12 protein-coding genes are annotated in these 11,079 nt (G+C 71.3%); 5 read left to right on the top strand and 7 right to left on the bottom strand.

Features of this window, described 5'->3' with window-relative positions; genetic code table 11:
• Positions 1–1,153 (top strand): peroxidase family protein (locus RIF93_RS14305; RefSeq protein ID WP_309092124.1); only part of this gene is annotated, 1,153 nt, incomplete at its 5' end.
• 39 nt (positions 1,154–1,192) lie between these two features.
• On the opposite strand, the gene RIF93_RS14300 is transcribed toward RIF93_RS14305, so the two are convergent.
• The 3 genes from RIF93_RS14300 to RIF93_RS14290 form a co-directional block, all read right to left on the bottom strand.
• Complete coding sequence (locus RIF93_RS14300) at positions 1,193–2,827, bottom strand: amidohydrolase family protein (protein WP_309092123.1); 1,635 nt, start codon at positions 2,825–2,827, stop codon at positions 1,193–1,195.
• Positions 2,828–2,899: 72 nt separating this feature from the next.
• On the bottom strand, positions 2,900–3,208 hold the full coding sequence (locus RIF93_RS14295; RefSeq protein WP_309092122.1) for a phosphoribosyl-ATP pyrophosphohydrolase: 309 nt from the start codon (positions 3,206–3,208) through the stop codon (positions 2,900–2,902).
• Between the two features lies 1 nt (position 3,209).
• Positions 3,210–4,070 carry a thymidylate synthase gene (locus tag RIF93_RS14290; protein ID WP_309092121.1) on the bottom strand — a complete coding sequence of 287 codons (861 nt, stop codon included), beginning with the start codon at positions 4,068–4,070 and terminating at the stop codon, positions 3,210–3,212.
• Between the two features lie 158 nt (positions 4,071–4,228).
• Between RIF93_RS14290 and RIF93_RS14285 the strand changes: the two genes are divergently transcribed.
• Complete coding sequence (locus RIF93_RS14285) at positions 4,229–4,468, top strand: hypothetical protein (RefSeq protein ID WP_309092120.1); 240 nt, start codon at positions 4,229–4,231, stop codon at positions 4,466–4,468.
• 5 nt (positions 4,469–4,473) lie between these two features.
• On the opposite strand, the gene RIF93_RS14280 is transcribed toward RIF93_RS14285, so the two are convergent.
• Positions 4,474–5,016 carry a DUF924 family protein gene (locus RIF93_RS14280; protein ID WP_309092119.1) on the bottom strand — a complete coding sequence of 181 codons (543 nt, stop codon included), beginning with the start codon at positions 5,014–5,016 and terminating at the stop codon, positions 4,474–4,476.
• Between the two features lie 147 nt (positions 5,017–5,163).
• Here RIF93_RS14280 and RIF93_RS14275 point away from each other — a divergent pair, with 147 nt between their 5' ends.
• On the top strand, positions 5,164–6,114 hold the full coding sequence (locus RIF93_RS14275) for an RcnB family protein (RefSeq protein WP_309092118.1): 951 nt from the start codon (positions 5,164–5,166) through the stop codon (positions 6,112–6,114).
• 4 nt (positions 6,115–6,118) lie between these two features.
• Here RIF93_RS14275 and RIF93_RS14270 read toward each other — a convergent pair whose 3' ends face one another.
• Complete coding sequence (locus RIF93_RS14270; protein ID WP_309092117.1) at positions 6,119–6,589, bottom strand: hypothetical protein; 471 nt, start codon at positions 6,587–6,589, stop codon at positions 6,119–6,121.
• Positions 6,590–6,605: 16 nt separating this feature from the next.
• Entirely contained in the window at positions 6,606–7,088 is a 483-nt protein-coding gene (locus RIF93_RS14265) for a Fur family transcriptional regulator (protein ID WP_309092116.1), read from the bottom strand.
• Between the two features lie 105 nt (positions 7,089–7,193).
• Here RIF93_RS14265 and RIF93_RS14260 point away from each other — a divergent pair, with 105 nt between their 5' ends.
• Positions 7,194–9,233 carry a TonB-dependent receptor domain-containing protein gene (locus RIF93_RS14260; protein ID WP_309092115.1) on the top strand — a complete coding sequence of 680 codons (2,040 nt, stop codon included), beginning with the start codon at positions 7,194–7,196 and terminating at the stop codon, positions 9,231–9,233.
• 3 nt (positions 9,234–9,236) lie between these two features.
• Here RIF93_RS14260 and RIF93_RS14255 read toward each other — a convergent pair whose 3' ends face one another.
• The gene (locus tag RIF93_RS14255) at positions 9,237–10,052 is read right to left on the bottom strand and encodes a hypothetical protein (protein WP_309092114.1); all 816 of its coding nucleotides are present in this window, start codon (positions 10,050–10,052) and stop codon (positions 9,237–9,239) included.
• Positions 10,053–10,096: 44 nt separating this feature from the next.
• On the opposite strand from RIF93_RS14255, the gene RIF93_RS14250 reads away from it, so the two are divergent.
• On the top strand, positions 10,097–11,079 hold a 983-nt coding region (locus tag RIF93_RS14250), incomplete at its 3' end, for an SLC13 family permease (protein WP_309092113.1).

Genomic DNA, 11,079 nt, shown 5'->3' with positions numbered 1-11,079 from the left:
CCCCCACCGCCGGGTCCCGACGATGATGACCACGGCCGACATGGCCTTCAAGGTCGACCCCGAGTACCGCAAGATCTCCGAGCGGTTCTACGCCAACCCCGACCAGTTCGCCGACGCCTTCGCCCGGGCCTGGTTCAAGCTGTGCCACAGGGACATGGGGCCGAAGATCCGCTACCTGGGCCCGGAAGTCCCGGCCGAGGACCTGATCTGGCAGGACCCGCTGCCCAAGGCCGACTACGCCCAGATCGACGACGGCGACGTGGCCGCCCTCAAGGCCACGCTCCTGGGCAGCGGCCTGTCGGTCCCCGACCTCGTGAAGACGGCCTGGGCCTCGGCGTCGACCTATCGCGGCTCGGATCATCGCGGCGGCGCGAACGGGGCCCGGATCCGCTTCCGGCCGCAGCGCAGTTGGGAGGTCAACGAGCCCGATAACCTGAGCCGCGTGCTGAGCACGCTGGAGCGGGTCAAGGCCGACTTCGACCGCGGCGCGAGCGGCGGCAAGAAGGTCTCGATCGCCGACCTGATCATACTGGGCGGCGCGGCCGCGGTGGAGAAGGCCGCCCGCGACGCCGGCCACGACGTGACGGTCCCGTTCACGCCCGGCCGGGTGGACGCCCTGGAAGAGCAGACGGACGCGGACAGCTTCGATGTGCTGGAGCCTCGCGCCGACGGCTTCCGCAACTACCTGCAGGTGGCCTTCAGCGTGCCCACCGAGGAACTGCTGGTGGACCGCGCGCAGTTGCTGACCCTGACCGCGCCCGAGATGACGGTGCTGGTGGGCGGCCTGCGCGTGCTGGGCGCCAACCACGGCGGCAGCAAGCACGGGGTGTTCACCGACCGGCCCGGCCAGCTGACCAACGACTTCTTCGTCAACCTGCTCGACATGGGCACGGCGTGGAAGCAGGTGGACGGCCACGCCGACGAGGTGTTCGTCGGCACGTGCCGCAAGACCGACCAGCAGAAGTGGACGGCGACGCGCACCGACCTGGCGTTCGGCGCGAACTCGCAGCTGCGGGCGCTGTCCGAGGTCTACGGCTCGGCGGATGCGGGCCGGATGTTCGTCGACGACTTCATCTGGGCCTGGACCAAGGTGATGAACGCCGACCGCTTCGACATCCCGCGCGTGCGCAAGCGCGCAACGATGCCGGCCTAGACGGGGAGGCGAGGGGACGGGGCGCCGCCGCCTGGCTGCTCAGCGGGCGGCGGCGCGCTCGGCCTTCTGGTTGTCGACCATGGCCTTGACGTCGGCGAGGAGCGCGCGGGCGTCGTAGGCCACGCCGCGGACGACGGTCCAGCGGACGCCGCCGACGGTCTCGATCCGGTTGTCGGCGGAGAGCCGCTGGTGGCCCGTTCCGTACAGGGTCTTGAAGTTGGCCAGCGGGTTCTCGGGCACGATCACCAGGTCGGCGCTCATGCCGGGCCGCACGATTCCGAAGCTGACCGGCTGGTTGTTGGCCTCGGCCAGCGTGCGCGCGCCGTTCACGGTGGCGGCCTGGACCACCTCCAGCGGGGTGAAGCCGGCCTCCTGCAGGAGCTCCAGCTCCTCGACGTAGCCGAAGCCGTACAGCTTCCAGATGAAGCCGCTGTCCGAGCCGGTGGTCACCCGCCCGCCCAGGTTCTTGTAGTCGTTCATCAGCCGCATGAAGTGGCTGTAGAAGTTGCGCCAGGCGACCTCGTTCGACGTGGTCCAGTCGAAGAAGTAGCTGCCGTGGTTGTCGCGCGTGGAGACGAAATAGTCGGTCAGTGTCGGCAGGGTGTAGGTCGCGTGCCAGTCGGCGTTCCTGGCCCGCATCAGGTCGCGTGAGGCGGCGTAGATGGTCATGGTCGGGTCGAAGGTGACGGCGGCCGCCTTCTGGGCCTTCAGGTAGTCGAACCAGGCCTCGGAGCCGGGCTCCACCTCGTCCCAGATCTCGGCGGCTTCGCCGAAGCGCTTGGCCTCGTCGTAGAAGTTGTAGTCGGCCGGGTACTTCTGCAGCCGGCCGTCCTTCAGCATCGACTCGAAGTGGCCGTAGAAGTGGGTGACGGTGCCCAAGCCCAGTTCGCCGAACTGGCGGGCGTTGATGTTGGCGACGCCGGGCTGGGCGATGTGGGCGACAGTCCCCAGGCCGACCTTCTTGGCCTCGTCGAGGGCGGCGGTCATCACCTCGGGCGTCTCGTCGTTCCAGCCGAAGAACTTGATGCCGTCGACGCCGTTCTTGGCCGCCCACTGGACCCAGGCGCGCGCCTTGGCCGGGCCGTCGATGCGGCCGCCCGACCAGCCGGAACCGAGGGTCTGGTAGTTGTAGATACGGGGCGCGACGATCTCGCCGCGGGCGCTGCGGGCCTTCTCCACGACGGCGATGTCGTGCGGGGCGAGGCTGACGCCGCGCACCGTCGTGACCCCGTGGGCGAGCCACAGCTTGTAGGCGTATTCCAGGTCCGGCGACTTCTTCGGGTCGCCGCCGTGGACGTGCATGTCGACGAAACCGGGGAGGGCGTACATGCCGGTGGCGTCGATCTCGTGGACGGCGTCACGGGGCTCGCGGTCGGCCTTCAGGGCGAGCCCCGGCCAGCCGGCCTGGCGGACGTCGGAGATCTTGTCGCCCTCGATGACGATGTCGACCGGCCCGCGCGGCGGCGCGCCCGTGCCGTCGATCAGGGTGACGCCGCGGATGACCAGCTTGCGGTAGGGGCCGAGGCCCTCGCCCGCGCGCCGCGCCGGCGCCGGGTTCATCGCGGGCTTGGCGGCGGGCTGGGGCGGTTTCGTCTGCGCCAGCGCCGGCGCGCCCGGGGCCGCCAGCACGACCGCCATCGCTGCGGCGCCGAGCCGCTGTCTCCAACCCTGCATCGAACGTCCCCCGAACCTGAACTGGCGCGAACCTAGGCCGGGGCAGCGGGGTGCGCCAGTCGGTCTTCCCGCCTAGGCCGGCTCCAGCCAGCTCAGCCACTTCTTCCGCACCGCGGCGTCGGGGTCGATGCCGAAGCGGCGGCAGTAGAGGAGGAGCATGCAGAGCACGTCGGCGGCTTCGTCGGCGCGGTCCTGCTCGGTGGCCTCGCCGCGGCCGCGGGCGGAGAGGCGCAGGTGGGCCTGGGCGAGCTCGCCCAGCTCTTCCTGCAGCTTGAGCAGGAACCAGTCGTCGTCGCGGTCGATCGCGTACTTGCCGGCGTAGATGTCGGAGATGCGGGCGGCCGCCTCGGAGACTTCCGCGAAGGTCAGCCGCTCGCCCACGTCAGACCGCGATGGGGGCCGGGATCGAGGGATGCGCCTGATAGCCCTCGAGCTTGAAGTCCTCGTACTCGAAGCCGAACAGGTCGTCCTTGTCAGCAAGGTGCAGGCGGGGCAGCGGCAGGGGCTCCCGCGACAGCTGCAGTCGGGCCTGGTCGAGGTGGTTCAGGTAGAGGTGGGCGTCGCCCAGGGTGTGGACGAACTCACCGGGCTCGTAGCCCGTCACCTTGGCCATCATCAGCGTGAGCAGGGCGTAGCTGGCGATGTTGAACGGCACGCCCAGGAACACGTCGGCCGAGCGCTGGTAGAGCTGGCAGGAGAGGCGCTTCACGCCGTCCTTGTCGGGGGCGACGAAGAACTGGAACAGGCAGTGGCAGGGCGGCAGCGCCATGTCCTCGACCTCCGCCGGGTTCCAGGCCGAGACGATGTGGCGGCGGCTGTCGGGGTTGGCTCTGAGGCTCTGCACCACGGCGGCGATCTGGTCGATCACGCGGCCGTCGGGCGCGGCCCACGAGCGCCACTGCTTGCCGTAGACGGGGCCCAGTTCGCCGCGGTCGTCGGCCCACTCGTCCCAGATGGAGACGCCGCGCTCCTGCAGCCAGCGGACGTTGGTGTCGCCGCGCAGGAACCACAGCAGTTCGAGGATGATCGACTTCCGGTGCAGCTTCTTGGTGGTCAGGAGCGGGAAGCCCTTGGCCAGGTCGAAGCGCATCTGGCGGCCGAACACGCCCAGGGTGCCGGTCCCGGTGCGGTCGCCGCGCTGGGCGCCGTTGGCCAGGATGTCGGCCAGCAGATCGAGGTACTGGCGCTCGGGGTGGTCCGGCGCGGCCTGGTAGCGATCGGCGATTGAGACGTGGGCGTTCATGGCGTGTCGAGCCTCGCGCACGAATCGATTCGCGAACAGGCGGTTTACGGGCGGCGTCCACAGGCCGCAGCCGTCCATCCCCACATTACGAAAAACAAACTTGGCCGACCGTTGATATGCGTCTAATCGCGTGCAGTTTTTAATGTAGGTGATTGATCATGCTGACCTCCGCCCTCATGGCGCTGGCCCTGTTCGCCGCGCCTGACGCCGCCGCCGGCGCCGAAACCCCTGCCGCGGCCCCGTCGCAGCCCGCGCCGCAAGCCAAGCCGAAGAAGACGTGCGTGAAGGAACCCGAGGTGTCCGGCACGCGCCTTTCGCGCAAGGTCTGCGTCACCGAGAAGCCGAAGGCCGCCGCCAAGCCGGCGGAAACGCCCGCGGCCGACAAGCCGGCGGGCTAACCGCCTCAGCCCGCGAAGCCGCCGTCGTCGAGGAAGGCCTGCTCGGCCGGTGTCGTGATGCGGCCCAGCATCGGGTTCCGGTGCGGGAAGCGGCCGAAGCGGACGATGATGTCGCGGTGGATCTCGACCCACTTGATGACCTCGGCGTCGCCGAGTTCCCGGGCGACCGCCAGGCCCTGGTCCTGATCGGCCAAGTCTTCGGAGTGCTCGAAGGGCAGGACGAAGAACTGGGCGAGACCAGGCTCCACCTCGCGGTGCCAGCCGCGGGCCACGGCGGCCTTGGCCACGGCGCGGGCCTTGCCGTCGGTGGCGAAGGCGTGGCCTGAGCCGCGGTAGAGGTTGCGCGGGAACTGGTCGAGCAGGATGACCAGGGCGAGCGCGCCCTCAGGCGTGCCAGCCCAGGCGTCGTACTCGCCGCGGGCGGCGGCGTGGTGTGTCGGTTCGAACTTCAGCCGGATGGCCTCGTCGAAGGCGGCGTTGCGGGCGAACCACTTGGCGGGCCCGGCCTGGCGCCAGAAGCCCAGAATGTCGTGCGGCGTCGCGACCACGGTGTTCCGATCCCTCGTCTGACCTGAACCGGCACAGTTGGAGCGGACCTGCGGTTCGTTCAAGCACGGTTCAGCCTGGCAGCCGCTAGCTGGCGTCGAGAGGGAAGCCCGCGGCCTGCGGATTGCAGGTCGGCACGAGTGATCACGATGAAGACGAAGACGATGACCGCGCTGGCGGTCCTGATGCTGGCGGCGGCGAGCCTGCCCGCCGCGGCGCAGGAGCGTGGCGAGCGCGGCCGCGACCGGGGCGGCGAGCGCCGCACCGAGTTTCGCCAGGACGGCGCGCGCGAGCGGCCGCACCGCGGCTGGAACGGCGGCGAGGGCGCCCGCCAGGCCCGGCCGTCGATGGAGGCGCGCCAGGCGCCGCAGGCTCCTCAGGCTCCTCAGGCCCCGCAGGCGCGCGAGGCGCCGCGGGCCGGCGAAGCCCAGCGGGAACTGTGGCGGGCCGAACGCCAGAGAGCCGACGGGCAACGGGGCGACCGCCGCGGCGGCCCCGACATGCGCCGGCCCGGCCGCTGGACCGACAATGACGGCGACGACCGTACGGTCGTGTCGCCCGCCGACCAGATCGACCGCGAGGACCGCGACGAGGCGCGCGACGCCCGCCGCTGGAACGGCGGAAACGTCCAGTGGGACGGCCGCCAGCTACGCGATGGGAGCCGCGACGGACAACGGGACGGCGACCGTCGCTGGGACCGTGACGGCCGGCGTGGCGGCGACCGCGACGGGCGCTGGGATGGCCGCTGGAGCCGCGAAGACCGGGATCGCTGGGATCGCGACGACCGTGACCGGGACCGCCGCCGCGGCGACCGGCCGTACTGGAGCCAGGGGCGCTATCCCTTCAGCTACCACAGCCAGCGCCGGTACCGCGCCGGACGCTGGATCGCCCCGCCGGGCTTCTACGTCCGCAGCTGGAGCTACGGCGACCACCTGCCGTGGGGCTGGTACGGATCGAGCTACCGCCTGAACGACTGGTACGCGTATGGCTTGCCCTGGCCGCCGCCGGGCTTCGACTGGGTGCGCGTGGGCCCCGACGTGCTGCTGGTCGACCGCTTCACCGGGCGCGTCGTGCAGGTCGTGCGGATGGTGTTCTGGTAGGCCGCTAAAGGTACCCGAGCGCCCGGAGCTCTTCGATGGAGCTCCGGGCGTTCTTGTGATGGACGAACTTGCCGCCGGCCGCCTCCCAGAGGTGACGGTGCTTGTCGCGGTCGTCGACCAGGACGTCGCCGGGGTGGCAGTGCTCGCGCTTCAGGGCGGCCATGGTGGTGATCACCTCGACGCCGGGGAACCAGCGCTCGGCCCAGCGGCGCTTCTGCGGCTCGGCCCAGTTCCCCCGCGGCAGGCCGGTCAGGATGATGGGCCTAAGGTGCTTCACCGCCTCGTAGAGCTCGTAGGCGTCGGGCATCGGCTCGAGGTTCTCGAAGAAGTCGGGCGCGGTCGCCAGACGCTTCCAGAACAGGCCGGGATTGTAGCGTTTCTCGAACACCCGGGGCGGCATGCCCAGGACCTTCTCGGCCCCCTTGTCGAAGTCGGCCAGCACGCCGTCGCAGTCGAGGTAGATCTGTTTGCGCATCAGGCGCGGAGAACGCTCAGTGCTCGCGACAGGCTCCGCAGAGGCCGCGGGCCTCGAGGGTCACCGAGCGGACGCTGTAGCCGGCGCGGGCGGCGGCGGCGAGCTGGGGAGCGAAGTCGGGCTCGAACTCCTCGGCTGCGCCGCAGCACTCGCAGATCAGGAACGCCGCGGCATGCCCGCCCTCGATGCGGCAGGGGACATAGGCGTTGAGGCTCTCGATGCGGTGCGCGAAGCCCAGGCGCTCCAGGAACTCCAGGGCGCGATAGACCGTCGGCGGCTTGGCGGGTTCGCCGGCCTCGCCGAAGGCCGCGATCAGGTCGTAGGCCTTGAGCGGGCCTTCCGAGGCCAGCAGCAGCTCCAGCACCCGCCGGCGCGGCGGCGTCAGCCGCTCCTGGGTCTCCGCGCAGCGGCTCTCGGCCGCGCCCAGGGCCTGGCGCAGGGCCGCGCCCTTCAGGCCCGAGTGGGTCGTCTCGTGATGATGGCAGTGCTGGTGCGACATCGCCTTTGAGCTAACCCGGTTCCGCTGCGTCGGCAACGGCTTGACGGGACGTTATGTTATTTCATAACGGTGACGCCTCGTCGCAAGTGCCTGGGTTTGTGAAAAATGTCGCGCGCCGTCCTCCTCGCCTCCGCCGCCGTCCTGCTGTCCACGCCAGCTCTCGCCCAGACCAAGCAGGTGGAGGAGGTGGTGGTGACCGCCGCGCCCTATGCGGTCACCCTGGATTCGGCGACCACCAGCGTCGACATCCTGAAGCGCGACGAGCTGGACCAGGCGCCGGCCGGCGGAATCGGCGACGTGCTGAGCGGCGTGGCCGGCGTGCGCTCCAGCGCGTTCGGCCCGGGCGCGAGCCGCCCGGTGATCCGCGGCCTTTCGGGACCGCGCGTGCTGGTGCTCTCGAACGGCCTGGGCCAGGTGGACGCCAGCGCGCTCTCTCCCGACCACGCCGTCGCCACCGACCCACAAGAGGCCGAGCGGATCGAGGTGCTGCGCGGCCCCTCGGCCCTGGCCTACGGCGGCTCGGCGATCGGGGGCGTGGTCAACATCATCGACGACCGCATCGCCGATGCTCCGATCGAAGGCGTGGAGGGCCGGTTGCTGGCCTCGGGCTCGACGGTCGACGACGGCTGGCAGGCCTCGGGCGCGCTGCGGGCGGGCGTGGGCAACTGGGTCGTCAGCCTGGACGGCGTGCGCCGCGAGACCAAGGACTACGAGGTCCCGACCTTCCCGGAGTCCCGCCGCCAGCTGGAGGCCGACGGCGAGGCGTGGCCGGGTCCGGTGGACAGCAAGGTCGAGAACACCTTCACCGAGCTTTCGGCCTACGGCGCGGGCCTCTCCTACGTGGGCGAGCGCGGCTACCTGGGCGTTTCGGTGAAGCGAACCGAGACGAACTACGGCGTGCCCGGCCATGCGCACGAGCATGAGCATGATCACGATCACGAGGGCGAAGAGCACGAGGAGCACGAGGAACACGGCGAGGAGCACGCCGTCGCCATCGACCTCGAGCAGACCCGCTACGATCTGCGCGGCGAATACCGGATGGACCTGGGCCCGTTCGAGAAGGTGCGCTTTGCGGCCGGCTATGCCGACTACACCCACAAGGAGCTGGAGGACGGCGAGGTCGGGACCCAGTTCTTCTCGGAAGGCTGGGAGGGCCGCCTCGAGCTGATCCAGCCGGACCGCAACGGCTGGCAGGGCGCCGTGGGCGTCCAGGGCCTGAGGCGCGACTTCGAGGCCGAGGGCGAAGAGGCCTTCGTGCCGCCGACCCGGACGACCGAGTGGGGCGTCTTCACCCTGCAGCGCTTCGACCGCGAGCGCTGGGGCGTGGAGGGCGGCCTGCGGCTGGAGACCAAGGAGCTCGACAGCACGATCGGCGAGCGGGACTTCACCGCGATCTCGGGCTCGCTGGGCGGCTTCATCCGGCCGGCCGACGGCTGGTTCTTCGCCCTCAGCGGCTCGCGCACCGAGCGCGCGCCGTCGCAGGAGGAGCTGTTCGCCGATGGGCCGCACCCCGCCACGCGCTCCTACGAGCGCGGCGACACGAGCCTGGACTCGGAAGTGTCGTACTCGGTCGACCTGACCGGCCACTACGGGAACGGGCGCTGGAACGTGGACGCCCACCTGTTCGCGGCCAAGTACGAGGGCTTCATCGACCTTGCGCCCACGGGCGAGGAGGACGAGGAGAGCCACTTGCCCATCCACCAGTTCGTGCAGACCGACGCGACGTTCTACGGCGCCGAGCTCGAGGGCTCGTACCGCCTGTGGGAGGACGGCGAGCGCAGTTTCCGGCTGGAGGCCAGCGCCGACTATGTCCACGGCAAGACCGACCTGGGCGCGCCGGCGCGGATCCCGCCCTGGTCGGCGACGGGGCGCGGGGTGTTCGAGGGCGGCTGGTGGACCGGCCAGCTGGAGGTGCGTCGGGTGGGCGAACAGACGCGCGTCGCGGCCTTCGAACTGCCGACCGACGGCTACACCATGCTGAACGCCTCGCTGACGGTGCGGCCGCTGAAGGACAAGGACTTCAAGGTCTTCGTGGAAGGCCGCAACCTGACCGACACCGAGGCCCGTGAGCACGCCTCGTTCCTGAAGGACATCGCCCCGCTGCCCGGCCGCAACCTGCGCGTCGGCGTGGGGTACCGGTTCTAGCGATCAGCTACGCCATTCGGCGAGGGTCTCGCCCGCGGGGGTCTCGAACGCCACCCGGTCCAGCTGGGCCCGGGCCAGGCAGACAGGCCGGCGGTCGGGGTGTTCGCTCAGGCAGGCGACGGTGCGGCCGTCGGCGCCGGCGGCGATGCGCCCTTCCAGCACCAGGCGGAAGCCGCCCGGGCCGGGCGGCTGGCCGTCCGGCAGCTTCACGGTCGCCTCGTAAGGCCGGTCGCCGCGGCGCAGGAGGCGCGAGCCGCCCTCGGCGAAGGGCTGGGCCAGGCCAACCGTCTCCGGCGTCGGCGGAACGGCCGCCGCCACGGCGGGCAGCGGCGGGCAGGCCTCGGACGCGGTCCACGGCCGGCTGAGCCAGAACCCTTCGATGCTCTCGACGTCGGCCCCACCCACGAGGGCGCGCGCCCAGCCAGCCTGGGTCCACACTTCCGGGCGGGCGGTGAGCCGCAGGGCGTTTCGCTTCACGTCGACGGAATAGCCGAGGCGGGTATCGGCGGCCTCGGCCGACGGCCCCTCGCAGCCGAACGGCAGGCGAAGGACGAACCGGCGCCCGTCCAGCTCACGGGCGGCGTTCGGATAGGCCGCGCCGGCGGCGCTGGCGTCGGCAGCCTCGGCGACCACCCTCAGCAGCTCCGCCCGGGAGAGCGTGGGCGGGGCCAGGGGCGGAGCAGGCGCGGGGGCTTTCGGCTCGGCCGGCGCAGGCGCGGGGCGCTCGCGCGGCGAGCAGGCGGCGAAGGCCAGGGCAAGCGGGGCCAGGACGAGCAGGACGGCGGCGGCGCGCCGCCGGTTCCCTTCGGCGCAGGTCATGCCCGACGATAGCAGCCCGCGCCCGGCTGGCCTACTGTGGCCGCATGAGCTTCGACCAAGTCGCCGCGCTCACGGTGCTCTGCGCCGTCGTCGCCGCTTTGATCTGGGGCAAGCTGCGGTCGGACGTGGTGGCGCTGGCCGGCGCGGCGGCGCTGCTGGGGCTGGGCGTCATCCGGCCGGTCGAGGCGCAAGGCGCGTTCGCCAGTCCGGCCCTGATCGCCTTGGCCTCGCTGTTCGTCATCGCCTACGCGATGGAGTTGTCGGGGCTGCTGGATGCGTTGATCCGGCGCGCCATCGCACTGTGCCGGCGGATGGGCGCGGCGGGCCTGTGGCTGGTGATACTGCTGTGCGGAATGGCTTCGGCCTTCCTCAACAATACGCCGATCGTGGTGCTGGCTGCGCCCGTGGTCCGCGACGTGGCGCTCTCGCAGAAGCTGCCGCCGCGCCGCTTCCTGATCCCGCTGTCGTACGTCACGATCCTCGGCGGGTCGTGCACCCTGATCGGCACCTCGACCAACCTGCTGGTCAACGACATGGCGCGCAGCGCGGGCCAACCGGCGTTCGGCCTGTTCGAGATCACGCCCGTGGCGCTGATCATCGCCGCGGCCGGCGGGCTCTACCTGCTGGTGTTCGCGCCCCGGCTGCTGCGCGACGGGCGCGGCGGCGAGGGGGCGTCGTTCGAGAAGGCGGTGGAAGGGGCGACAGCCTCCAGCAGCGGCGACGGCTCGGTGGGCGACGCGAGCCTCTTCGCCGAGCCCCGGCCGCTGGACCTGCCTCGGGCGATGGCCTCGCTCGCGGTGTTCGTCGGCGTGATCGCGGTGGCGGCGCTGGGCTATGCGCCGATCGCGGCCTCGGCGTTCACGGGCGCGGTGCTTCTGATCCTGACGCGGGTGATCAGCGCCGACGAGGCCTACCGCGGCCTGCGGCCGCAGATCCTGTTGCTGATCGCAGGGATGGTTGTGGTGGGGCTGTCGCTGGAGGTCTCGGGTCTCGCCGCGACGGCGACCGAGGCGATGACGGCGGCGGT

This window comes from Phenylobacterium sp., from assembly GCF_031181185.1.
Taxonomy (GTDB): domain Bacteria; phylum Pseudomonadota; class Alphaproteobacteria; order Caulobacterales; family Caulobacteraceae; genus Phenylobacterium.
The sequence above is the reverse complement of the archived record's forward strand: the minus strand, read 5'-3'. Positions and strand labels throughout refer to the sequence as shown.

Coding starts and splice junctions, on each gene's coding strand:
- RIF93_RS14300 (WP_309092123.1), bottom strand. CDS start 2,827: ATGCAGGGTTGGAGACAGCGGCTCGGCGCCGCAGCGATGGCGGTCGTG.
- RIF93_RS14290 (WP_309092121.1), bottom strand. CDS start 4,070: ATGAACGCCCACGTCTCAATCGCCGATCGCTACCAGGCCGCGCCGGAC.
- RIF93_RS14275 (WP_309092118.1), top strand. CDS start 5,164: ATGAAGACGAAGACGATGACCGCGCTGGCGGTCCTGATGCTGGCGGCG.
- RIF93_RS14260 (WP_309092115.1), top strand. CDS start 7,194: ATGTCGCGCGCCGTCCTCCTCGCCTCCGCCGCCGTCCTGCTGTCCACG.
- RIF93_RS14270 (WP_309092117.1), bottom strand. CDS start 6,589: ATGCGCAAACAGATCTACCTCGACTGCGACGGCGTGCTGGCCGACTTC.
- RIF93_RS14265 (WP_309092116.1), bottom strand. CDS start 7,088: ATGTCGCACCAGCACTGCCATCATCACGAGACGACCCACTCGGGCCTG.
- RIF93_RS14255 (WP_309092114.1), bottom strand. CDS start 10,052: ATGACCTGCGCCGAAGGGAACCGGCGGCGCGCCGCCGCCGTCCTGCTC.
- RIF93_RS14285 (WP_309092120.1), top strand. CDS start 4,229: ATGCTGACCTCCGCCCTCATGGCGCTGGCCCTGTTCGCCGCGCCTGAC.